Origin of the sequence: Nocardiopsis sp. CNS-639, from assembly GCF_000381685.1 — a bacterium.
Classification (GTDB): Bacteria; Actinomycetota; Actinomycetes; order Streptosporangiales; family Streptosporangiaceae; genus Nocardiopsis; species Nocardiopsis dassonvillei.
Window position 1 is genome coordinate 57,070 of record NZ_KB906876.1, and the last position, 23,102, is coordinate 80,171.

Annotated in this window: 22 protein-coding genes; 5 read left to right on the top strand and 17 right to left on the bottom strand. The window is 70.9% G+C overall.

From position 1 onward, the window contains the following. Positions 1–286 precede the first annotated feature (286 nt). From G011_RS0125350 to G011_RS0125395, 10 genes are all read right to left on the bottom strand, one after another. The gene (locus G011_RS0125350; protein WP_231391592.1) at positions 287–1,303 is read right to left on the bottom strand and encodes a hypothetical protein; all 1,017 of its coding nucleotides are present in this window, start codon (positions 1,301–1,303) and stop codon (positions 287–289) included. 65 nt (positions 1,304–1,368) lie between these two features. Further along, positions 1,369–3,393, bottom strand: a complete 2,025-nt coding sequence (gene fxlM, locus G011_RS0125355; RefSeq protein ID WP_019610916.1) for a methyltransferase, FxLD system — start codon at positions 3,391–3,393, stop codon at positions 1,369–1,371. Beyond that, positions 3,386–4,624, bottom strand: coding sequence for a lanthionine synthetase C family protein (locus tag G011_RS0125360; RefSeq protein WP_019610917.1), 1,239 nt, complete (start codon positions 4,622–4,624; stop codon positions 3,386–3,388). Before G011_RS0125360 ends, fxlM begins: the two co-directional genes overlap by 8 nt. Then, entirely contained in the window at positions 4,621–6,819 is a 2,199-nt protein-coding gene (locus tag G011_RS30255; protein ID WP_019610918.1) for a lantibiotic dehydratase family protein, read from the bottom strand. The genes G011_RS0125360 and G011_RS30255 overlap by 4 nt, the downstream gene beginning before the upstream one ends. Positions 6,820–6,880: 61 nt before the next feature. Continuing rightward, positions 6,881–7,039: an FxLD family lanthipeptide gene (locus G011_RS31385; protein WP_019610919.1), complete on the bottom strand. Its 159-nt coding sequence runs from the start codon at positions 7,037–7,039 to the stop codon at positions 6,881–6,883. A 110-nt stretch (positions 7,040–7,149) separates the two neighbouring features. Next, positions 7,150–8,007, bottom strand: coding sequence for a helix-turn-helix transcriptional regulator (locus tag G011_RS0125375; RefSeq protein WP_019610920.1), 858 nt, complete (start codon positions 8,005–8,007; stop codon positions 7,150–7,152). Continuing rightward, the gene (locus G011_RS0125380; RefSeq protein WP_019610921.1) at positions 8,008–8,532 is read right to left on the bottom strand and encodes a DUF6879 family protein; all 525 of its coding nucleotides are present in this window, start codon (positions 8,530–8,532) and stop codon (positions 8,008–8,010) included. Next, the gene (locus G011_RS0125385) at positions 8,516–8,710 is read right to left on the bottom strand and encodes a hypothetical protein (RefSeq protein ID WP_019610922.1); all 195 of its coding nucleotides are present in this window, start codon (positions 8,708–8,710) and stop codon (positions 8,516–8,518) included. Before G011_RS0125385 ends, G011_RS0125380 begins: the two co-directional genes overlap by 17 nt. Before the next feature lie 285 nt (positions 8,711–8,995). Further along, positions 8,996–9,211, bottom strand: a complete 216-nt coding sequence (locus G011_RS0125390) for a helix-turn-helix domain-containing protein (RefSeq protein WP_019610923.1) — start codon at positions 9,209–9,211, stop codon at positions 8,996–8,998. A 377-nt stretch (positions 9,212–9,588) separates the two neighbouring features. Continuing rightward, the gene (locus G011_RS0125395) at positions 9,589–9,957 is read right to left on the bottom strand and encodes a hypothetical protein (RefSeq protein ID WP_019610924.1); all 369 of its coding nucleotides are present in this window, start codon (positions 9,955–9,957) and stop codon (positions 9,589–9,591) included. A 97-nt stretch (positions 9,958–10,054) separates the two neighbouring features. Between G011_RS0125395 and G011_RS0125400 the strand changes: the two genes are divergently transcribed. Both G011_RS0125400 and G011_RS30785 read left to right on the top strand, forming a co-directional pair. Continuing rightward, complete coding sequence (locus G011_RS0125400) at positions 10,055–10,831, top strand: Scr1 family TA system antitoxin-like transcriptional regulator (protein WP_026338652.1); 777 nt, start codon at positions 10,055–10,057, stop codon at positions 10,829–10,831. Further along, positions 10,831–11,001 carry a DUF397 domain-containing protein gene (locus G011_RS30785; protein ID WP_275102131.1) on the top strand — a complete coding sequence of 57 codons (171 nt, stop codon included), beginning with the start codon at positions 10,831–10,833 and terminating at the stop codon, positions 10,999–11,001. The genes G011_RS0125400 and G011_RS30785 overlap by 1 nt, the downstream gene beginning before the upstream one ends. Positions 11,002–11,043: 42 nt before the next feature. Here the strand turns inward: G011_RS30785 and G011_RS0125410 are convergent, their stop codons facing one another. From G011_RS0125410 to G011_RS0125425, 4 genes are all read right to left on the bottom strand, one after another. Further along, positions 11,044–11,790 (bottom strand): spermidine synthase, encoded by a 747-nt coding sequence (locus G011_RS0125410; RefSeq protein WP_019610927.1) that lies wholly within the window; start codon positions 11,788–11,790, stop codon positions 11,044–11,046. A 138-nt stretch (positions 11,791–11,928) separates the two neighbouring features. Beyond that, positions 11,929–14,259 (bottom strand): phosphodiester glycosidase family protein, encoded by a 2,331-nt coding sequence (locus tag G011_RS0125415; RefSeq protein ID WP_036553094.1) that lies wholly within the window; start codon positions 14,257–14,259, stop codon positions 11,929–11,931. A 359-nt stretch (positions 14,260–14,618) separates the two neighbouring features. Then, positions 14,619–15,968, bottom strand: coding sequence for an MFS transporter (locus G011_RS0125420; RefSeq protein WP_019610929.1), 1,350 nt, complete (start codon positions 15,966–15,968; stop codon positions 14,619–14,621). 91 nt (positions 15,969–16,059) lie between these two features. Then, positions 16,060–16,659 (bottom strand): TetR/AcrR family transcriptional regulator, encoded by a 600-nt coding sequence (locus G011_RS0125425; RefSeq protein WP_013152143.1) that lies wholly within the window; start codon positions 16,657–16,659, stop codon positions 16,060–16,062. Positions 16,660–16,749: 90 nt separating this feature from the next. Here G011_RS0125425 and G011_RS0125430 point away from each other — a divergent pair, with 90 nt between their 5' ends. From G011_RS0125430 to G011_RS0125440, 3 genes are read left to right on the top strand one after another with little or no spacing between them, the layout of a single operon-like run. Next, positions 16,750–18,306 carry a class I adenylate-forming enzyme family protein gene (locus G011_RS0125430; protein ID WP_019610930.1) on the top strand — a complete coding sequence of 519 codons (1,557 nt, stop codon included), beginning with the start codon at positions 16,750–16,752 and terminating at the stop codon, positions 18,304–18,306. A gap of 16 nt (positions 18,307–18,322) precedes the next feature. Next, complete coding sequence (locus G011_RS0125435) at positions 18,323–19,504, top strand: acyl-CoA dehydrogenase family protein (protein WP_231391593.1); 1,182 nt, start codon at positions 18,323–18,325, stop codon at positions 19,502–19,504. Further along, positions 19,501–21,330, top strand: coding sequence for an alkyl/aryl-sulfatase (locus G011_RS0125440; RefSeq protein ID WP_019610932.1), 1,830 nt, complete (start codon positions 19,501–19,503; stop codon positions 21,328–21,330). The genes G011_RS0125435 and G011_RS0125440 overlap by 4 nt, the downstream gene beginning before the upstream one ends. Positions 21,331–21,411: 81 nt before the next feature. On the opposite strand, the gene G011_RS0125445 is transcribed toward G011_RS0125440, so the two are convergent. The 3 genes from G011_RS0125445 to G011_RS30260 form a co-directional block, all read right to left on the bottom strand. Then, positions 21,412–21,870, bottom strand: coding sequence for a carboxymuconolactone decarboxylase family protein (locus tag G011_RS0125445; RefSeq protein WP_019610933.1), 459 nt, complete (start codon positions 21,868–21,870; stop codon positions 21,412–21,414). After that, positions 21,867–22,262 carry a GNAT family N-acetyltransferase gene (locus G011_RS0125450; protein ID WP_019610934.1) on the bottom strand — a complete coding sequence of 132 codons (396 nt, stop codon included), beginning with the start codon at positions 22,260–22,262 and terminating at the stop codon, positions 21,867–21,869. The genes G011_RS0125445 and G011_RS0125450 overlap by 4 nt, the downstream gene beginning before the upstream one ends. 169 nt (positions 22,263–22,431) lie before the next feature. Beyond that, positions 22,432–23,102 (bottom strand): LLM class flavin-dependent oxidoreductase (locus G011_RS30260; protein WP_019610935.1); only part of this gene is annotated, 671 nt, incomplete at its 5' end.

Below are 23,102 nucleotides of genomic sequence, written 5' to 3' on the forward strand. Positions count from 1 at the left end.
GTCTGGTTTTCTGTTCATGCTTGCGTAGGTGAATGAGAATGGACCCCACGGCATGTCTGCGGTGGGGCCCGTCGCCGTGTCACTCTTCCTGTTCGCGCGCACGCCTCCACTCGCTTCGGCGGGGGAGAGGCGGTGCTATCTGTTTGGCGGTTTTCTTCCATTCGGGCAGTTCGGGTGGGGTCGAGGTTCCCGCACGGGTGCGGATGAGGTCGTCCACGACCAGCCCGACGAAGACGCGGGAGTGGGTTGTGCAGTCCCCGTAGCTTTCCAACTGCGGGACCATCTGTCATACAGGGATCGAGCGATCCTTGAGTCTTCGGTTCGCTTCGTTGATCGCGCTACGGAGTTCGGGGAGCGCTGGCTCAGGGAAGATCTTCTGGCCGAGACCAGAGGCTTCGAGTACGGGGGTCAGGCCGTTCATCTGGTCATATGAAAGCTTTCCCCTGCACGCGGTGAAAAGGTCTCGGGCCGCGTACCCGTCCTGTGCGCGGACGATGGCGACGACCAGTTGCGAAGTGAGCTCGGAGGTATTTCCCTGGAGACGTCCGAGAAGATCCGTCGCGACGATCCCGAGCCGTGTTGTGAACACGACTCGGCCGTTGTCGACGTCACGGACACGGTCTATAGCCGTTTCGGCGTCGGCGGCCGTGACCCCGGCGGATTCCTTGCGACACCACAGGACTAGGACCGCCTGAACGGCCCTCTCCCACGGTTCCCGGACCTTGCTGTCCTCGGCTATGGCCAGCGCAGTTCTCGGGCTTCCTCCGGTGAGTGCGGCGATGATGGCGACCTGGCGGCCGTCGAAGAGACGGTCACCGATCCCGCCGTGTCGCTGGGCCTGCTCGGCGGCTTCCTGCCATCTGCCCTCCGCCGCCAGAGCCCGCATCCCGTCCCCGAGACAGACCGTCCACAGCCAGCGGTGCAGCTGCGCCCGGTCCTCGTCGGATGCGACGATCCGGTCCAGGGGAAGCTCGTGGCTGTCGATCACGGTGGCTGTGGCCGTACGCACCCCTTCGCGCAGGGCGGTGAGCATCGCGAAGGCTTCTGTGCCGTCGCCCGCGCGGATACGGAGCCGGGCCAGGTTGACCACGGGTTCCAGAGCGCGTTGGGCCATGGTGGCGTTCAACGGCAGGTGCTGCAGGTACACGTGTGCGTGTTCCCAGCACCAGTCGCGGGCCAGTTCGGGCAGTCCGACGTCGGAGGCGAGCAGGGCCGCGCCGTTGTAGACCTGCGCGGCGGCGGCCAGCGCCTCCTCGCCCGACCCGAACCGTGCGGTCCGTCCCGCTGCGACGAGGCGTTCCACGCGCGCGTTCAGGTTGTCCGCGGGTGGGCGCGGCCGGGGGATGAGGGGGAACCAGTGCGCGAACCTCATGCGGGCTCGCCCCAGGAGACCACCAGGGTGGAGTGGGTCCGCGCCAGCACCCGTCGGGTCGCGGTGGAGCGCTCAGGAACGGAGTTGTAGTGCAGGGCGAAGGTGAGTCCCTCGGCGCGGTGGGGTTCCCAGGACCGGATGTGCTCGGTCATCCGCTCGGCCAGCTTCTGTCCGGCGGGGGTGTGTCCGATGACGCCGATCTCGTGGCGTCCCGGCTGACCATCCACTGGGCGCATCGTCAGGTAGGCCAGCCCTCGCTCGCCCGCGGGGACGCTGGCCATGTCACCCCAAGGAAGGCCGGGGGAGACCAGGCCGCTGGCCGCGGCCTGCGGTTGCACCGGCATGCGCGAGACGCGGTTGTCCAGCCGGGTGGCCAGCCACAGCCACATCGGGTCCAGGGGCTGCCCCTTGCCGAAGTCCACCCCGGTCCAGGTGGTGGTGGAGGGCTCGGTGAGCACGTGGTCCACCTGCTCAGGTGTGATGCTCTGGTCCTGGTTGGTCTGGATCAGGACCGTCCCGTCAGCGTCCAGGGCCAGGATGCGGCGGGGGTCGTCACCGACGCCGCCGCGCAGGGGCATGAACGTGCACAGCTGACTGTCCACGGATACCCAGTGGTCGCCTTGGGCTTCGAAGACGATGGAGCGGGAGACGTCTCCGGCGATGCGCACCGGGGCGATGAGCCTGCCACCAGGGGCGAGCTGGTCCACCCAGGCGCGGGGCACGTCGTGACAGCCCACCGTGGCGATGATCCGGTCGAACGGGGCCGCGTCGGGGTGGCCGAGCGCGCCGTCGCCCAGGGCCACGGTGACATTGGTGGCGCCGTTCTCCTTCAACCGGGCACGCGCGCCCTTGACGAGGTCCTGGTCGACGTCGATGGTGGTGACCGACCCGGTCGGCCCGACCAGGTGACCGATGAGGGCGGCGTTGTATCCGGTGCCGGCGCCCAGTTCCAGTACGCGCATACCCGGTTCCAGGGTGGCCTGTTCCAGCATTGTCGCGACGACTCCGGGCTGGGAGCCGCAGCTGATGGAAGTGCCGTTGTCGTCGTGCTTGATGTGCACGGGCGCGTTGGTGTAGGCCTCCTCCAGGGTGGCGTTGGGAACGAAGGCGTGGCGCGGGACCGCGCGGAACGCCTCCTCCACCGCCGGGGTGGTGAGGATACCGTTCTCCCGGAGCTGCCGGATGAGCCCCTCGCGCAAGGCGTCAGTGGTTTCCGGCGCGGTGTGGTGGGTGGTGTCGGTCATGGCGGCCTCTCTGGCAGTGGCGGACAGGATGTGCTGGTCCCGGTAGGGCAGGCCCCACCGGTTGAAGGCGAAGATCAGGTGATGGGCGCACACCGCGCGCAGGCCCCGGCTCAACCTGCCCTGGGCGGCGAGGTCGGTCAGGGCGGCTCCGGCCGCGGTGAACACCTGCACCCAGCTGCTGGTGTGGTGCAGCGGCCCCGACGCGGCAAGAGGACGCGGGCTGAGAGTCATGAGGGTGCGCGCCGAGGAGAGCAGCCCCTCTTCCGGACGGAAGGGCTGGGGGAGGGCGCGCAGGGCGGCGACCTTGGCCCAGACGTCGGCCTGCTCGAACCAGTCCAACCGGGCACCGCGCAGGAAGGCACTGCCGAGCAGGAGGGTGAGCTCGCGACGGCCCAGCTCAGTATCCGAGGCCGCACTGCGGCGTGCCAGGTAGGCGAGAACGTGGCGGCTGTCCTCACAGAACACGGTGTGGGCCAGCGTTATCCCCGCGGTTCCGCCGAAAACCCCGGTCTCGGGTTCGTAGACACCGTGCACCCACCGGGCCACGGCTCCCTCACGGTGGAGGCGCTCCAGTTCGGTGTCGAGGAACTTCCGGGCCGGACGGCCTCCGGTGTAGCGCAGCCGCCAGTGGGGCCTCTTACGAACGAACCACCACGTCGGGATGAGCCCTTCCCTGCGTGCCTGTTCGAGGATCGGGCTCAGGCTGTGCACGGCCCAGTGCTCGGCAGCGGTCCAGTCGGCCCACTGGATGAGGACCTGCGGCTGCTCGTTACCCATCAGCGCGGTGCTCCCGGTGGTCGAGGAGGAGAAAGACCGCCCAACCCATGTCGGGTGAGGGGGTGTGCAGTGTGTGCAGGGCGGTGGCGATACCCGCCGCGCCTTCCAACAGTCCGATTCCGGTTCCGGCGAGCAGACCGTTCGCCACCGTGGCGGCATCGCCGTCCGAGAACGCGGCGCATAGCCTGGGGGCGTTGCCCAGCGCGGTGGCGTGGGCGAGCACCGCCAGACCGGTACGGCCGTGGCACAGCGAAGAGTCCAGCGCCATGGGCTCCTCGGTGAAGACGCGGGCGAGGGTGCTCTGCGCGGCGGCGTAGCGCCGCTGGTCTCCCAGGGCGTCAGCCGCGAGCAGCTGCGCGCGGGCCACACCGGCGGCGCCATAGCACCAGGAGGGCCGCTGTGGGCCAGCCAGACCGCAGGTTCCGTCGAGCTGTGCGCGGGTGACCCAGTACGGCCACCACGCCCCGGCCGGAGACGAGCGTTGCCAGGTGTCGAACCAGGCCAGGATGCGCTCGATGGCTTCCACGTGTCCGTCCGCCTCGATTCCGCGCCGCAGAGCGGCTGCCAGGAGGGTCAGGGGACCGGTGATGCCGTGGGCCATACCGGTGTTCGCGTGCCCGCCAGGGAAAGCGGCGTTCTTCTTCCCCCCGGGGCCGACCGGACTCCACCAGCCGGGGAACGTACGGCCGTGGACGGTGACCGGCTCGGCCAACCGCACCAAGTAGGCCAGCACATCGCGGAAGAGCGGTCCCTGCGGGTCACGGGCCAGGAGCAGGGCGCCCAGCCCGGTCAGGCCCCGGATGGTGTCGAACTCCGAAAGCAGCGGAAGCCCACCGGCGTCCATCCGCGCGTGCGCCCGCTCCAATCGGGAGAGCACGATCCGTTCCACGGCCCTGTCCAGCCAGGCAAGCTCACCCTCATACCCCGGATGGGCCGTCGCCGCCCGATGCAGGACGAACGCCACCGCAGGCGCGCCGTAGTACAGGTGCGCGCTGGGGGAGGAGTCCACGTCCTCGGCGACCGCGCACTCCAGCCACCGCTGGACACGTTCCCACGGCCCGTGACCGGTGCGGGCGCGTTCGATGTGCAACAGCGCCACCCCGGCCGCGCCATGTGCCAGCGACTGGGGCCACCACCGGTCTCCGGCCAGCGCACGCCCTTGCTCGGGTGCGGCCAGGCGGTCAGCTATCACTGCCGCTATTTCTGTCGCTTCGGTGGTCGTGGCGGTCACGCGACCTCCTTCCGGCAGAGCTGAACGAGAACCTCGGTCGGCCGCCCCTCGCACCATCCGGACGAGCGCGGGTCAGGCGCTTCGGTGAGAACCGTGCCGCCTTCCTTGTCCACCTGGGCACGCAGCAGGAACAGGTGCGCCGGTTCGGCAAGGTCCAGGCGCAGCCGCTGGTCGCCCTTGCCCAGGTCCACCACGCCGGGCAGGTTGCGGCGCTCAGCCCAGAGCGCCCACGCCTGCCGCCACCGCGGCCACGGCGTGGTACGCGGGGGAAGATCGGCGGCCCTGACACGCCAGCGGGCGTTGGCCAGGACCACGCTGCCCGAGCGCACACGGGGCAGGAACGGCAAGGAGGAGGCCGCGCCCCAGTCGAACCCGAGGACCACCGCGCGTCCGGAACGGGGGATTTCGGCCAGGAACCGAGCCAGCGGCGGGGCGTAGCGCAGGTTCAGCGCGTGCGGCACGACAGGCTCAACCCTGCGTGCCAGGGCACGTGAGAACAGGAAGAGACCGTCGTCATCGCACCCGACTGCGAGGTCGTCCACGCCCAGCTGTCCAGGCCCTGGACCGGAGTATTCACCCACGCTGATCAGGTGATCGAGAAGTATCCCCGAGCGGAGCAGATGGGCGCTGCGGGCCCGCAGCGGCGGGAACGACAACTGCACGGGCACCGCCCCGGTGGAGGTGGTGTGCGAGACGGCTTCATGCAGACCGTCCTGAACACCGGCCAGGACGGCGAAGCGTCCCGCCATGGTGGCCGCGCTGCGGGAGGCGCCCAGCACCGCGACGCGGAACCGGCCGCTGACCAGCGCGGCTCGTGAGGGCGACTCCACGCGCAGGTTCAGTTCCGTGTGTCCAGGAGGCGGCGCGGACTGCCGGGCGGCCAGTTCGTCCAGCAGCGCGCCTGCGCTGATCTCCCGCTGCCCGTCCAACGCGGCGGCCTGGACCTGCTCCAGCAGCCAACGGTCACGACCGGTGAGGGGCTCGGCGCGGCCTTCGGTGTCAGCGGTGGCGTACCCGGCGGGGAAGCCCAGCCCGGTCTGGGGGTGCACGACCTCGCGGATGGGCACGAGCGCGTCACCGTACCGGTCGGCGAACCGCTCCCGGTACGTGCGCCACACGGGTAGCCCGTCCGGGTGAGGGGACAGGACGGTCAGCATGTACGCGGCCTGCTCCGCCGCGCGCGCCACCGCCACGGGTAGAGCCAGGTCGGCGTCCACCCGCACGTCCACCCCCAACGGCTGGACCTGGGACACGTGCGCGACCGCTTCCTCGGTCACCCTCAACGTGTTGGACCTGCCACCGCGGTTGTGCTCCTCCACCGCTGTGCGCGCCTCCTGGAGAAGCGACACCAGTGGACGGGTTTCGGGTGGAGCGCAGGTGTTGTGCTGGGCGAGGGAAGAGACGAGGCAGCCGAGGGGGTCGGTCGCACTGGACGCCGGAGCCAGAGAGGTGAGCAGTGCCCGCACCTGGAGCAATCGGGTGAGCATGGCGTCAGTGCTCACGGCAGGTTCATCGGGGTACTCGGCGGTCAGTTTGGCCCGGAGTACTGACCACGGCACGGGCTGACGTGCTGATTCCAGGACCAGGCGTACGGCGCTGCTGATACGGACCTCGACCTGCTCTGTAGCCGCCCCCGGCGTACCCGGGTCGGGGCGAGCGTACTGGGGCACCACGAGATGCCCCCGTTCTTCGACGGCGGTGTTGTTGACCACGACCAGCAGGTGCTCGCGCACCGCAGGGAGGGCCTCCAGAGCGCTGACGGTCTCGGCTATCCATGCCCCGCCGGGGGAGACCACCGTCCGGTGGGCGCCACCCCACACCACCCGTGAGCGTTCGGCGAAGGTCGCGGCGGCCACGCCGGCGAACCGTCCGAAGGGGGTGGCGCGGCTGTCGGCCCGCAGCACGTAGCGCAGAACGGAAGCGGTCACCTTCCGGGCCCGGCGTACCCTCGCCGCAGCCGGGTCCTGGCCGAGCAGAGCCTCCACACCGGCCGCCAGGTCGGGCGAGGCGTGCCGGATCGCCTCGGCCAGACCCGGGTGCTCCCACACGCGGCGCAGCCACTCCAGCCACGGACGCGGGTCACTGCCGCTCAGGTCCGGTACGCCGTCCGTCGGCAGGCCGCTGAGCAGGCTCGCTCGCACCAGCGGTCGGCCGACCACACGCCAACCCACGTACTGTTCCTCGCCGGAAGCCATCTCCCCTCCTCCCCGGAGTGCTGGTCGGCACCGGATCCGAGGCCGGTGCCGACCGTGTGGGTCAGTCCGAGGTGCTGGTGACGCACGTGGTGGGGCAGCTGGTTCCGCAGCCGTCGTCGGTGAGGTTGATCAGCTGGGCCAGGGAATCGCTGTTCTCGATCAGCCGGATATCGAGGGCGAAGGGAGATTCCGGGCTGGGGTTGTCCTGCGTGTTCTGCACAGGTCTTTCCTTTCTCATGGGGCCTGTGAGCACAGCTCAGATTAGGGACCCGCACAAGACAGGTGAAGGAGTTTCCCGCCAGGGAATAAATTCGTTCCCCGCGGTGCCGGTTATGCCCGGTTGTGGTATTCCTGGGCGAGGTCGCGCAGGAATGACCTGGCGCTTTCGCCTTCGAGTGCGTGTTCGTGGAAGAAGGCGAATATCTCCATGCTGTAGGAGACGTCCTTCGGATCACGCAGGGCGAGCTTGCCCGTGAACACCTCGACGGTCACCAGGCGGTCGTCGTAGACGGTGAACCCGTTGAGGGGACCGCTGGGCACGGGGGGATCGGCGGGCACGACGCGGATGTCCACGCTGGGCAGTTCGCTGAGCGAGGCGATTCGGTCCATCTGCACCGCCATCGCCTCCGGGCGGCACAGCGGCCAGCGCAGCGCGGCCTCGGTCAGGACGAACACGAAGCGCTTGCCCTCGTCGTAGAGCACCGTCTGGCGCTCCAGGCGCCGAGCGAGCGCCGTCTCCCAGCTCGCACCGCGGTTCACCAGCGTGTGCGACAGGGTCTGACGCGCGTAGTCCGGGGTCTGCAGAAGCCCGGTGATCATGCAGGGCAGGAAGAAGCGGATAGTGCTGGCCGAGGCCTCGATCGCGGCCAGGTCCCGCTGCGTCTCCCCGAGTCCGCGCTGGAGCGCGGTACGAAACCCCTGGTAGTCGGTGTTGGCCACACGGGCCAACTCCAGTAGGCGCGCGGCCTCCTCCTCCCCGGGCGGAACGTCGAGCGCACGCAGGATGCGCTCGACGTCCAGCACGGAGGGCAGCACGCGACCGTTCTCGATCTTGCTGACCTTGGCCTGGCTCATCCCGCTGCGGACGGCGAGCCGCGCGCCGGTCAGCCCCGAGGCGCGGCGGAGGCTGCGAAGGGCCTCCGCCAGCTCGCTGCGCGGCTGTTGGGCACGATCGGGCTCAAGCGTCAATCAGTCGGCCTTGTAGTACTCGGTGAAGGGGACGGCGTGCTCCAGGGCCAGGTTCTTGTAGGCGACGTAGGGGGCGGGGTCGGCCCCCTCCAGGAGTTCCCGGCCGGTCTGGGTTCCGTCGGCAGCGTAGTGCATGAGCACCACGCGGGTGTCGTCGAAGAGCCAGAAGTCCTGGCGGGGCAGGCCGGGGTCGGGGGTGGTGGCGAAGTCCAGGATGTTGACCTCCTCACCGGCCTGGACGCTGAAGGCGTACCCCCACTCGAACTGGAACCTCAGGTGGTCGCCGAGAGGGCTGGTCAGGGTGTGGACCCGTCGGATCCGGCGTCCGGACTCGACGTGGTCGCGCACGCGGAGCAGGTAGCTGTCGGTGTGCAGTTCCTCGGCCGGGCGGGTCTGCCCGGCCAGGAACCGGCGCAGCTCCTCTTCCTCCTCGGGCACCGTGTAGCTGGGCAGGGTCTCCAGCCGGAACGCCTCGTGCTGGAAGGAGTCGAAGAACTCCCGCCAGGCGTCACCTTCCAAGCGCACGGGCTGCCTCCTCGATCAGGTGCGTGGGGATCTCGACCGCGGCCTCTCCGGGGGAGGGGGTGAGGCCGGTGGTGTCGGTCAGGAGCGTGCCCTGCACGACGACGGTCCCGTTGCCGGTGGAGTAGATTCCCGGGCAGTCATCCCGGTTGCAGTCGCCGGAGAGCTTCTCGAACTTCATGGCATGGCCCTTTCCGAAAGGGTCGAAACGGAATTTACAGTAGAGAGGTGTTCGGGCCAGGTCAATCTCCGAATGGATATTCCTGCCTAGGAATAAAACCGGGCAGTTAGGGTGGCCGCGCGCTGTTTGAGCTGAGCGGTGACTCCGTGGAAGCCGGGTGTAGCTGTGCGGGTACACCACGGCCGCCTTGTAGAGGGCTACCTCCGGCAGCGGCTCGTTGGCTTCCGTGTGTCTTACCTGGTTCGGGCTATCCACGAGGATGCGCGGATCCGGATCGTGGCGGCTCTACGGGGTGGGGTCGGAATTCTCCGATTGGTTCAGGAGGGCGGCGATGTGTTCTTTGGGGTAGCGGCGTGCTCCGCCGGGGGTGCGGAAGGGTTTGAGGACGTTGTCCCATTCGCCCCGGTGGAGGCTGCGGGGGCGGATGTTGAAGAGGGCGGCGACTTCGCTGGGTGTGAGGACGTCGGGGCGGCCGTCGAGGAGGTAGCTGTAGTCGGGCATGAGGGGCTTTCCGTTGGTGTTCTGTGAGGTCGATGAGGGCGCGCACCGCCAGGGGTTCGCCCGTGCTCCCCGTCCAGGGCCAGGCGCACCAGCTCCGCGCTGGTGAGGTGGCGTGCTGCGTCGTGAGTGACTTGGGTCAGATGGGCGGTCTCGGTCAGCAGGTCCGCGCGGGTTCGGATCACGGTCAGATCGTGGGGCGCGGATACGGGCACAGGTCCTCTCGTTCCTGTGCGGGGAGGGGCGCGGATGTTGACCGATGGAAGCCGCGCAAGCCGCTTTACGGAAATGCATGGAAATGGTCTGATTTTCTCTTCGTGCTTGCGTGGGTGAATGAGAACGGACCCCACGGCATGGCGGCGGTGGGGCCCGTCGCGGTGTCACTCTTCCTGTTCGCGCGCACGCCTCCACTCGCTTCGGCGGGGGAGAGGCGGTGCTATCTGCTTGACGGTTTTGTTCCATTCGGGCAGTTCGGGTGGGGTCGAGGTTCCCGCACGGGTGCGGATGAGGTCGTCCACGACCAGCCCGGCGAAGACGCGTGGGTGCGTCCTGTAGTCGCCCTTGCCGTCCAGCCATCGGTAGAGGCCGTGTTCGGTGACGGTGACCTGCGCGTAACCGAGATAGGGGCAGCAGGTCAGAGTGGGTACCGGGTCCAGGCTGAACCAGTGGGGCTTGTCGCTGATCTGCGAGGGCAGCCCGCGTGCGGTGAGTTCTTCCTGGAGGTGCTGTAGCTGTTCGATCGCATCCATACACCAACGGTGCGACTGAACAGTGGTTTTGCACAGCTACCAATATCTGCCTGTATGGACATGGTCCAGGGTGCAGATTCCTGGATAGCTTTGAGGTGTGACTGAGAACGAATTCACATCTCTGTTTGCCAAGCTTCGTGAACTGTCCGGTTTGAGGCAGGAGGAGCTTGCCGAACGTGTGGGGTCCTCCGCCGCCTCGGTGTCCCGGTGGGAGACCGGCGTCATCACTCCCAAGCGGGCGAAGGTCGAACAGCTCGACAAGGCGCTCAAGGCCGAAGGGCGCTTGGTGCGCGCGTGGGAACCGGTGGCCACCGGTTCGCAGGTTCCGCCTTGGATGCGTTCCAAGGGCGCCCTGGAGGAGAAGGCGGTGGAGATCGACACGGTGACGGTCTCCAACCTCGTGCCCGGCCTCCTCCAGTCCCTGCCCTACGCGCGCATGGTGTTCCGCGCAGGACATCCCAGCGCGTCCAACGACGATGTGGAGCGCTTCGCCCAGCTTCGTGTCTCGCGCTACGAGGTGCTCAAACGAAGGAATGACCCGTTCGTCACCGCCGTCTTCCCCATCTCCGCGCTGACCTGCCTGCCCGACAGCGTGCGCACCGACCAGGTCAAGACGATCCTGCGGCACATGGAACGGGAGCGGATGGCGGTCCACCTGATTCCTGACGGCAATCCGATGCTGCTGATCGCCGCCTCTGTCCAGGTCTACCGGCTGGCGGACGGCGCTGCCGTGGCGGCCTCCGACTACGCCCGGGGCAACCTCCTGATGGACGAGCCGGAGGACACCGCGGCGGTAGTGTCTGTCGTGAGGAACCTGATCGGATTGTGCTTTCCCTTGGGGGAAACGTCCGCCCTGCTAGGAAGGCTGCTGTGATGTGGCATAAGTCCAGCTACAGCAATGACGCCGCTCACTGCGTCGAGGTCAGCGAAGGGCCGACCACCCTGGTACGCGACACCCAGAACCAGGAAGCGGCCACCCTGGCCTTCCCCGCCGCCGAGTGGGCCGCTCTGCTCCGTTGTGAAGGCCCCGCCTCCTCGCGCTGACACCCCGCTCAGCCGACTCCCCGTTCGGGGGAGCGGGGGCGCTCACGACACCGCGACGTAGACGGTGTTGGACGCGTCGTGGTCCTGCTGGGGGTTGGGGAAGTCCACGACCTCCGCGCGGGCCGTGGTGAAGACCTCCGCCAGCAGGGCGGTGAACTCCTCCTCCGGCGCGTCGTTGGACCACAGCGCGAAGACGCCGCCCGGCGTGAGCAGGCGCTCGCGCAGGCGGCGCAGCCCCTCGGCCGTGTACAGACCGGCGTGACTCGGGTGGAGCAGGTGGCGCGGCGAGTGGTCGATGTCCACGATCACCGCGTGGAACGGCTCCGCGCCCAGGTCGGGGGCGGGCCCCGACCCGGCGCCGACCGAGGCGAAGAAGTCCCCGTGCTCCAGACGGCAGCGGGAGTCGGAGACCAGCGCCGCCCCTGAGGGGATCAGCCCCTCGCGGTGCCAGTCGATGACCTCGCCCAGGGCCTCCACCACGACGAGGGAGCCCACGCGCGGGTCCTCCAGCACCGTGTGCGCGGTGTAGCCCAGGCCCAGACCGCCCACGGCGACGCGCAGGCCGTTCGCCGCGCTTGCCCCACCCGTCCCATCCGCCCCGTCCAGTTCGGCCAGGGCCAGCCGGGCCAGTTCGACCTCGGCCGCGGTGAACAGGCTCGACATCAGGAAGTCGTCGTCGAGCTTGATCTCGTAGACCTCCTTGCGGAAGAGGGGGTCGTGGCGGCGCCGGAGGCTGAGCTCCCCCATCGGGGTCGCCCGCCAGTCCAGCTCCTGAAAACGGGCGCTCATCTGTCTCTCCTGCTCGTCGTGGTCCCCGGGTCCCCTTCGTACCACGTACCAGCGGAGTGCCGGGCGGCGTTCGGGACCAGTCGGTGGAAGCCCGGGCCCGGCGGGGTCCGTGCCGCCGCCGTGCCGCCGCCCGGCGGGTCAGGGCCCCGTCGTGGTCCGGGCGGTGAGGCCGTCCAGCACCACCTCACCGGCGTAGGCCCGACTCGGGTCCTCCTCCAACAGGTACACCCGCGAGACCGTGACCGGGTGCCCGACGTCCTCGGGCACCTCCAGGCGCACGTCGCGCCAGCCCTCCCAGTCCACGGCGGGGCCCTCCAGGGAGTGGCCGACACCGTGCGCGTCGGTGAGGCTGAGCATGAGGCGGGCGCCGCTGCCGTCGCCGCGTACGCCCACCGTGAACGCGAAGGCCTGGCGGTCCAGGGCGAGCGGCTCGGGCGGGTGGGCGGAGGCGGTCCGGGTGCGGATGTCGCGGGTGAAGTCGTAGGCCAGGGCCAGGCCGGGGCCGTCGCGTCCGGCCACGGGGCGCACCTCGGCCCCGCCGCGCGCGGACCGCGCCGTCCACTCCCGCGCGTCCTCGAAGTCCGCCAGGGGAGTCGTCCGCGTACCGATGGAGAACGGTATCCGTGTGCTCACCCCGCCCGCGGTCACCGTGAGGACGCCCGACCCCTCTCCGGGCTTCGTTCCCTCCCCAGTCCCCGACCCCTCTCCGGTGGCCGTGCCCTCCCCGGCGCGCGGCCGCACCTCGAAGCCGCCGTCGCCCCGGTCCCCGACCTCGACCAGGTCGGGGACGGCCTCGACCCGGGCGTCCACGGGTTCGACGGGCGCCCGCCGCCCGTCCCCGGTGGCCCCGGTGAGCACGAAGGAGGCGGTGTCCTCGGTGGAGGCCATACCCAGGCGCTGGGGCGCGGCGAGGAGCGTGTCCGGGGCGGGCAGCACCTCCAGGTCGACGGTGTCGCGGAGCGCACCCGCCCGCCCGGTGACGGTCACCGGTCCGGGGTCTCCCGCCACGAACCGGGGGCCGTCGCCGTGCCCGCTGGGCGCGGACAGCTCCAGTTCACCGGTGCGGTCGTCGGGGGAGCGGGGCGCGCCGGGCCCGGACGGACCGAAGGCCTCGTCGTGCCCGGTGGCGGCCAGGGTGCGGTGCATACCGGTGAACACGCGGCGGGGGTCGGCCTGGGGCGGCACGGGGGAGCCGTGTGCGGGCCGGGGCTCCAGCGCGGGCCGCAGCCACAGGCCCGAGGCCTGGGCCGAGCCCTCGGGCGCCGTGATCATCAGGCCGTCGGGGACCTCCCGGAGCTGGTCCCCGGCACGGTTGCGCAGCACCGGGGAGACGCCCCCGGGTTCGCGCACGAGCAGGGTCGAGGACCCGCCGCCGTCCAGCTCCAGGGCCTGCTCGGCCCCGGACGCGGCGAGCAGTTCGGCGACCTCCGCGAGCGTGGATCCGGCGTGGCTACGGTTGCGCCCGTCCGCGGTCACCACGTGCATGACCTCGCCGTCCTCGGAGAACCCGATCGCGGTACGCGGCGCGCGGGAGACGTCCTCGACGGGGACGGGTTCGCCGTCGCGCACCAGCACGTGCCGTCCGCCCACGACGACGCGGGGTTCGGCGCCCTCGGCCGTGAGGGTGTGTTCCACCTCGACCGGGTCGCCCTCGGTCAGGTCGGCGATCCGCTCCGCCGCGGAGCCGCGCGCCACCAGGACCTGTTCGTCCTCCTCGATCGGGCCGCTGCCGGGGGTGTCGCTGACCCGCTCGACGGCGCCCTCGGAGATCACGGCCTCGGCGACGGCCGTGTCCCCGGGGCTGGTCCCGGGTTCGTACACCACGTGTGCGCGGGGGTGGCCGCCCCAGTCCGACGTGTACAGACCGAGGCCGTCCGCGGGGACGGCGGAGGTGTTGAGGGCGTCGATGTCGAGGTCCCCCGACGGCAGGGACGCGGTCCCTTCGAAGGCCACCTGGCGCACGCTGCCCCTGCCCCCGGCGTCGATGACCACGGCGTTGGCGAACCCCGGGTCGGGCGAGGTGAGCAGGCGCCCGTCGCTCATCCCGGCGCCCAGGGGGGCCTGGGTCGCGCCGATGTCGAAGTAGCCGCCGTTGACCGCGGCGACCACGGTGGACCCCTCCGGGGGCTCGGCGGTGGCGACCATGTCCGCGACCGTCGCGGGGGAGGTGAGGCCGCCCCCGTCGACGTACTCGACCCCGACACCCTCGGTGAGGTCGACGGTGAGGAGGCTGGCGAACTGCTCCCCGCCGCCCCCGCCCCCGGTGCCGGGGACGGGACCGGAGGCGAGGTCCACCCCGGCGGCGATCCGCTCCTCCACGGCCCCGGCGATCCCGCCCGCCGGCGCGGCGACGTCGGCCGTCACCCGCGACGACGGCGCGGCCAGGACCATGGGCGCGACGAGCACGGCGATGACGGGGAGGGCCGCCGAGCGGACGGGGCCAGGGGGTCTTGGGCGGGACAGGTTCACGGGGGCACCCCTTCGCGTGAGGGCTCGTCTGGGCGGTGGGTGACGCGCCCGGTGTGCGGGCCGTGCACATCCTCCACGACGGGTGCTCTTTCCAACGGTGGTACACACCGGAGGGTGAGGACATGAACACGGGGAGAACAGGGGTGTGCGCGGCGGCCGGGGTCCGGGAGGGGGTCCGTTCTGCGGACTCCGGCGCCGTGTGGTCCGAAGGGAGGGCGCCGCGGGACGCCGCGCACACCCCGCCGGGTCCCTCCGCGGGGAGTCCCGGGCCCGGGCGATCCGGCCCCGGGTGTTCCGGGAGCCTCCAGGTGCTCCGGGGTCCCAGGAACTTCGGGAGTCCTCAGGAGTTCCGGGAGCCCTCAGGAACTCCGGGAGTCCTCGGGCGCCCCGGTCGCGGCGACGGCCGCACCGGCCTCCTCCGCCGACGCGGAACCGGGCGCGCGCCGCAGGCGGCCCTGGACCTGGGTGACGACGACCGCGAAGGCCGCTGTCGTCACCAGGGTGACCGTCATCCACACCCGCCAGTCGCCCACCGCGACCACCTGCGGCGCGAACAGCACCGCGGCGAGGATGAACAACCGGCTCACGAAGTGGTTGAGGCCGAAGGCCACCCCCTGGGCGTCCGGGTGGACCTCCTCGGTGTACTCCGAGAAGCTGGCCATCCACGGGCCGAGGACGGCGCCGAGCGAGAGGCCGACGCCGGTCAGCAGCACGACGACCAGCGGCAGTGAGGCGGACGCCCCCGCGCCCATCGTGACGACGAGCGCCCCGAGCAGCAGCGTCGCAGCCAACGCCCCGAAGACCAGGAACGGCTTGCGGTTCTGCGCCCTGTCGGAGAGCCGGGCGAAGACCAGGCTGGCCGCCAGGTTGCTGACCCAGAACGACATCACGATCGCGGACGCCGTGCGCACCGCGACGGCGAAGTGGTCGACCAGCATGGTCTGGCCGTAGGCGTTCATGGTGGCGAGCAGGACGTAGAGCAGCGACATCGCGGCCACGTGCGCCCAGACGACACGGCGGCGCAGGAGCAGCCGCAGCCGCTGCCCGGCGGGGGCCGCTCCGCTCCCGCGGGTCGCATGCTCGGTGAGGCGGATGGTGCGCCGCAGGTTCGGAGCCAGGTCGCGCAGGGTGAGGGCGACGACCGTCGCGCCCACGAAGGCCAGGCCGGACATCACGAAGATCTGCGCGCGCCAGGAGTTGTCGAACAGGTCGAGCGTCAGCGCGGCGACGGCCGCCGCGAAGAAGTTGGCTCCGACGGGGCCCCAGCTCCAGAACGCGAACGCCTGGGCCCGTCCCATCCGCGGCGTGAAGTCCCGGATCAGGGGCTGGGTGCCGGCCATCGCCACACCCTCGACGAAGGCGAGCAGGATACGCGCGGCGGTGAAGTGGACGACCGTCTGCGACAGCGCCATGAACAGGCACGCCGCCGCGGACAGGAACATGAACGGCACCAGTACGCGGACGCGGCCGATCCGGTCGACCAACTCGCCGCCCAGGTAGCCGGACACGGCGCCGAACAGCAGCGACACGGCGGTGATCAGCCCGTAGACCTCCAAGGACAGCCCGAGGTCGGCCAGTAGCAGGGGCAGGACCGGTGCGAGCTGTCCTTCGAAGGCCGAGATGAACAACGCCAGGACGACGACGGCGAGCAGGAGCCGGCGCCGGGCTCCGGTGGGGTACTCGTGGAGCAGTCTGCGGTACGACGGCACGGCACCGACCCTTCTCTCATTCCTGGACAGAACGTCCGATAACGTTCTGTGCGTCCAGAACATAAGGGCAGTGACCCGCGCCACACAACCCCTACGTGGGAACCGAGTCGAAACCCGTCGCCCAGTAGCGTCCGCGCCGGGACAGCTCGACCAGCGTCTCCACCACCTGTTCCGCCCCGGGGCGCGGCGCGGGCAGCTCCAGCCACCACAGGAGCACCGAGACCTGCTCCCCGACCCAGGCCCGCGCGATGACGCGCAGGTCCACCCGCGGGCTGATCCGCTGGGTCCGCGCCCGCTCGGCGAAGATGTCGTGGGCCGCCGTGGTCCACGCCTCGACCAGGGCCCGCAGGCCGCGGCCGTCGCCCTCGCCCCGCAGGATCAGCCGGTAGACGTCGGGTTGCTCGGCCGCGTGGCGGAAGAGCTCGGCCACCGGCCGCCCGGTGAACCCGACGCCCTCCCAGTCCGCCGGGGTCATCCGCTCCCGCAGCTCGGCCAGGACGACCTCGACCACGTGGTCGTAGAGGGCCTCCTTGTCGCGGAAGTGCGTGTAGAACGTCGCCCTCCCGGTGTCGGCCGCCGCGGCGATGTGCTCCACCCTGACCCCGGCGTATCCGTGTTCGAGCACCTGGGCGACGAACGCCGCCCGCAGTGCGGCCCGCGTGCGCAGGGTGCGTCGATCCTCGTTTGTCATGAGGCCTTTCTAGCAACGTTCGTACCCCTGGACAGATCCTGGACAGTATGTCTAGTATCTTCGCGTTCGCTCGTCGTCTCTGGAGGGTCCGTGAACCTTGGTGGCTACCTCACCCGAAGCGCGTCCTACTGGCCGGAGGCGCAGGCCCTGGTGTCCGGGGACCGGCGCTGGAGCTACCGTGATCTCGAACAGGAGGCCAACCGGCTCGCCTCCGCCCTGCTCGCGCGCGGCTACGGCCCCGGCACCGCCGTCGCCACCCTCGCCGGCAACCGCGGCGAACTGGTCGTCGCCGAGATGGCCGTCTGCAAGGCGGGGTGCCTGCGCGTGCCGATCAGCGCCCGACTGGCGGCGGCCGAGGTCGAACACGTCCTCCTGGACGCGCGGGTGCGGCTGGTCCTCGTCGACGGGGCCAACCTCGGCGCGGTGCGCGAGATCGTCGACGGGCGCGCGCTCGACTGCCTCGTCGTCGCCTTCGACGACGGGGCCGACGCGCCCCTGACCTACACCGCCCTCCTCGCCGAGGGCGAACCCGCCCCGGTGGCCGTGGACCTCGACCCCCACGCTCCGGCGGTGCTGAACTTCACCTCCGGTTCCACCGGCACCCTCAAGGCGGCCGTCCAGACGGTCGAGAACCGCCTGTCCAACATGCGCAAGCTGGCGATGAACCCCCAGGGCTCGGTCGGACCGGACTCGGTCTACCTCGCACCCGGCCCCATCACCCACGCCAGCGGCATGGGCATCCTCGGCTGCTTCTTCCGCGGCGCCACGGTCGTGGTGCTCCCGTCCTTCGACGCCGAGGCCTACCTCGACGCCCTCGAACGCGAGGGCGTCACCCACACCTTCCTGGTGCCGGTGATGCTCAACCTGGTGCTGGCCTCACCGACCGCGGGGCGCCGGGACCTGTCCCGGCTGCGCAGCGTCACGGTCGGCGGCGCGCCGGTGAGCCCCGCGCGCCTGCGCGGCGCCGTCGAGCTGTTCGGACCCGTGGTCAACCAGGGCTACGGGCAGGGGGAGACCACGAGCGCCATCACCTTCCTCACCTCGGAGGACGTGGTACGGGGGATCGAGTCCGACCCCGAGCTGCTGCTCTCCTGCGGGCGTCCGGTCTTCGACACGGAGGTCCGTGTGGTCGATGACGGGGGAGAACCGCTGCCCGCGGGCGAGGTGGGCCAGATCGTGGCGCGGGGGCCCGACTGCGTGCGGGAGTACTTCCACGCCGCGGAGGCCACGGCCGAGACCTTCCGCGACGGCTGGGTGTACACCGGCGACCTCGGCTTCCAGCGCCCGGACGGCTACCTGTTCATCGTGGACCGCCAGAAGGACATGATCATCTCCGGCGGCTACAACGTCTACTGCACCGAGGTGGAGGCCGCCCTCTACGAACACCCCGCCGTCTTCGAGGTGTGCGTGGTGGGCGCCCCGGACGAACGGTGGGGGGAGACCGTCAAGGCGTTCGTGGCGCTCCAACCCGGCGCCGAGGCCAGCGGGGAGGAACTGCGCGAGTTCTGCGCGACCCGGCTGTCCCGGGTCAAGCTCCCGCGCGTCGTCGAGTTCGTCCAGCAGCTCCCGCGCAACCGCAACGGCAAGATCGACCGCCGCGCCCTTCGCCAGCGCGAGTGGGCGGGCACCGAACGAAAGGTGGGGTGAGCGGGCCGTGACCTTCATGCTGCGACCGGGCCACCACGACAATCCGCGCCTCGACGCGCTGGTCACCGGGCTCCGGGACTACCTGTCCGGAGAGCTCGCCGACTACGAGGAGGAACTCGGCCTGACCCCCGAGGCCGAGCTGCGACGGTCCATGCTGGAACCGGTGTGGCGGCGCAGCCGCGAACTCGGCTTCTACGGCGTCCACCTGCCCGAGCACCTCGGCGGGCAGGGACTGTCCCACACGGAACTGGCGGCGCTCAAGGAGGAGGTGGGCGCCTCCGGCCGCGTGCTGGCCACGAGCGTGCTCGGCGACATGGGCGGACCGCTGCGGATCGGCGCGATCTTCGAGCACGCCACCGAGTACCAGACGGAGAAGTACCTGCTCCCGGTCGTCAGGGCCGAGCGCGCGTGCTGCTTCTCCATGACCGAGGACGACGCGGGCTCCGACGTGCGCCGTATGCGCACGACCGCGACCCCGGTCGCCGGCGGCTACCGCGTCACCGGGCACAAGGTGTTCAGCACCGGCGGCACCTTCGCGGACTTCTCGATCCTGGTCGCCCGCCTGGACTCCTCCGACGACCGGTACTGCGCGTTCTTCGTCGACCTGGACTCCCCGGGCTGTCGCGTCACACCCGGCAGGACGCCCCTGTCGGGCCAGAACATCGAGAGCGACGTCGTCCTCCAGGACTGTTTCGTCCCCTCGGAGAACCTGCTCGGCGAGGAGGGGCAGGGCCTGCGCATCGCCCTCGGCCGGGTCACGACGAACCGGCTGCTCCACTGCCCCACCGCGCTCGGCGCGGCCCGGCGGGCCATCCGCCTGGCCCTGGACTTCGCCTCCACACGCCAGGTGTCCGGCGGACTCCTCATCGAGAAGCAGGCGATCCAGCACAAGCTCGCCGACATGGCCACGGACTTCTACGCCGCCCGTTCGATGACCTACGACGCCCTCGCCGCGCTCGACGCGGGGGAGCGGCCCCGGGTGGAGTCCTTCATGTGCAAGCTGTTCGTGGCCGAGCGCGCGTTCGCCATCGCGGACCAGGCGATGCAGATCCACGGCAAGGCCGGGATGGTGCGCGGCGCCCCGGTGGACGTGATCTGGCGGCAGCTGCGCATGTTCCGCGTGCTGACCGGCGCGTCGGAGATCCAGCGCAACGGCATCATCCGCGAACTCGTCAGAGCCGAGGGGGCCCCGGCATGACCGACGCGAAGCCACCGGAGCCGAACCTTCCCGCCGAGGACGGGCAGGACACGCGCGACGCCGAACGCGGCTTCCTGGGGACTCTGGAGCCCGCACGCGTCACCGACGCCGCCGGACGCGTCGTGTACGACGCCGACGCCTACGCCTTCCTGGACGCACCGGCGCCCGCGACGGCGAACCCGAGCCTGTGGCGGCAGAGCCGGCTCGCGGCCAGACACGGCCTGTTCGAGGTCACCGAGGGGATCTACCAGGTCCGCGGGCTCGACCTGGCCAACATGACCCTGGTCGAGGGCGACTCCGGCGTCATCGTGATCGACACGCTGACCTCGACCGAGACCGCCGCCGCGGCGCTGGCACTCTACCGGTCCCACCGGGGCGACCGGCCGGTCACGGGCGTGGTCCTCACCCATCCGCACGCCGACCACTTCGGCGGTGCGGGCGCCGTCCTCGCGGACGCGGCCGACGACGTCCCCGTGCTCGCGCCCGAGGGCTTCATGGAGCACGCGGTCTCCGAGAACGTCTACGCCGGTCCGGCGATGGCCCGGCGGTCGGGTTTCATGTACGGCACCGCGCTCGAAGCCTCCGCCACGGGGCACCTGGGCTGCGGCCTGGGGCAGCGCCTGGCCACCGGCACGATCGGACTGGTCGAGCCCACCGAGTCGATCACCCGGACCGGCCAGGTCCGCGTGGTCGACGGCGTGGAGATCGAGTTCCAGCTCACGCCGGGGACGGAGGCGCCGGCCGAGATGAACATGTACTTCCCCGCTCGGCGGGCGCTGTGCCTGGCCGAGAACGCCGTGCACACGATGCACAACATCATCACGCTGAGGGGCGCCCAGGTCCGCGACGCCCGGCAGTGGGCGCGCTACCTCACCGAAGCCCTCCAGCTCTTCGGCGGCCGCTCCGACGTCGCCTTCGCCACCCACCACTGGCCCACCTGGGGCGCCGACCGGATCGAGGGGTTCCTGACCGGGCAGCGCGACCTCTACGCCTACCTGCACGACCAGACGGTGCGCCTGATCAACCGGGGCCTCACCCCCCGCGAGATCGCGGAGGAGCTGACGCTGCCGCCCGCCCTGGACCGGCAGTGGGCCAACCGCGGCTACTACGGGTCGCTGAGCCACAACGTCAAGGGCGTCTACCAGCGCTACCTCGGCTGGTTCGACGGCAACCCCGCCCACCTGTGGGAACACCCGCCGGTCGAGGAGGCCAGGCGGTGGATCGGCCTGCTCGGCGGTGTCGACCGGGCGCTCGCGCACGCGGACGCCCTCGTCGAGGAGGGCGACCTGCGCTTCGCGGCCACCCTGCTCAACCACGCGGTCTTCGCCGAGCCCCACCACAGCGGGGTGCGGCAGCGGCTGGCCGACGTCTACACCGCGCTCGGCCACGGCTGTGAGAACGCGACATGGCGCAACTACTACCTCACCGGAGCCGGGGAACTCCTCCACGGCCCCAGGACCGCGCGCCGCTCCGGCGGCTCCCGGCTGCTGGCGGCCCTCGACGTCGGGCAGCTGCTCGACTCCCTCGCCGTGCGGGTCGACGGGCCCGCGGCCCGGGAACTCGACCTGCGCATCGACCTGTGCCTCGACAACGACGACGCCCTGTGGCACCTGCGCCTGGCCAACGGCGTGCTCGTGCACTTTCGCGACCCCGACCCCGACCCGCGGGCCCAGCTGACGCTCACCACGACCAGGGGACAGCTGGTCGCCGTCATGACGGGCCGCGGGTGGGAGGAGCTCGAGTACGAGGGCGACCTCCGGGTACTCCGGGCGCTGCTCGACGTGCTGGAGGCGCCTGACCCCGCCTTCGACGTCGTACGGCCCTGACCCGCCCGGACCGGACCCGTGGCCGCGCCTGCGGCCGGCCACGGGTCCGCCGTTCTCCCGCCGGTGCGGACGGCCTCCTCCCTACTGCCTGAGCACCGGGTGGCCGCTGGCGATCGAGATCCGGTTGAACGCGTTGATGAGCGTGGTCGTCCACTCCACCGCGGAGATCTGGGCGGTGGTCAGATGGGCCGCCGCGCGAGCGTTGACGGCCTGCCGGTCGACGGTCGGATCGAGCACCGTCAACGACTCCGCCAGTTCGAGCGCGGCCCTCTGCTCGTCGGTGAACAGCCCGGCCTCGCGCCAGGCCGGCAGCACGTCCAGGGCGCCCTGCTTCACCCCCGCCTTGCGCGCCTTGGGGAGGTGGACGCTCAGGCAGGTCGGACACCCGTTGATCTGGGACACCCGGATGTTGACCAGTTCGATGGTGTCGTCGCCCAGGCCCGCCTCCCGCGCCGCGGTTCTGGAGGCTGCCGCCGCCTTGAGCATCGCCCCGTAGACCTCGGGGTGCTCCTTGTCGATGTAGGGGCGCTCCGCTCTCACGCGCCGCCCCCCTCGACGGTCTCCTTGACCAGGGCGAGGTCGGCCGGCCTCGGCCGACGGAACCGTCCGCCCCGGGCCGTGTACTCGTCGCCGTGCTCCCGCAGGTGCTTGGCGAAGAGCGGGCACACGGGGACGACGGTGAGGTTCCTGCGCACGCTGTCGGCCAGCGCCTCACCGACCAGCAGGCCGGCCAGACCCCGGCCGCCGAACTCCGGTGCGACCTCGGTGTGGAAGAAGACGCGCTCGCCGGGTGCCTGGGGCGGGTCGACGAAGTCCGCGCGCCCGGCGGGGGTGCCGTCCTCCAGACTCACGGTGTAGGCGCTGACGGCGCGTGCCTCGTCCAGCGCGACGTGGACGACGGCGCCGGTTCTGTCTGTTCGCGGCTCTCTCACGGAAGGCCTCTCTGGTGGGGACGGTGTTCGGCTCGGTCGGTGGCGGACACGGTGGCGCCCCGGACCGGGGGGGGGTGGACGCCGGTCCGGGGCGCCCGGGGGCGGGCACGGCGGCGGGTTCTCGTCGTGACCGGAACGGGAACCCGCCGTGGGGATCGGTCGTCGCGCCTCAGCCCGTCGCTGTCGCGGAGGTGTTCGCGGCGTCGCGGGCGGAGAGCAGTGAGGCGTGGGTGGGCGCGTCGGGCACGTGCGCGGGCCGCCCGGCGGCGAACTCCTTGCGCAGCACCGGCACGACCTCCTCGCCGAGGATGTCGATCTGCTCCAGGACCGTCTTCAGGGGTGTCCCGACGCCGTCGACGTTGAACAGCTGGCGCTGGTAGTGGCCGAAGCTGTCACGGAAGGCGAGGGTCCTGTCGATGACCTGCTGGGGGCTGCCGACGGTCAGCGGAGTCTGGTCCATGTACTCCTCCAGCGACGGTCCGCCGCCCATCAGGGGGTGGTGGTCGAAGTAGGGGCGGAACTCCCTCACCGCGTCCTGGGAGTTCTTGCGCATGAACACCTGTCCGCCCAGGCCGACGATGGCCTGTTCGGCCTTGCCGTGGCCGTAGTGCTCGAAGCGGCGGCGGTAGAGCGAGATGAGCTTCTTGGTGTGCGTGGCGGGCCAGAAGATGTTGTTGTGGAAGAAGCCGTCACCGTAGAAGGCGGCCTGCTCGGCGATCTCGGGGCTGCGGATGGAGCCGTGCCAGACGAAGGGGGGCACCCCGTCCAGGGGGCGGGGGGTGGAGGTGAAGCCCTGCAGGGGGGTGCGGAACTTGCCCTCCCAGTCCACCACGTCCTCGC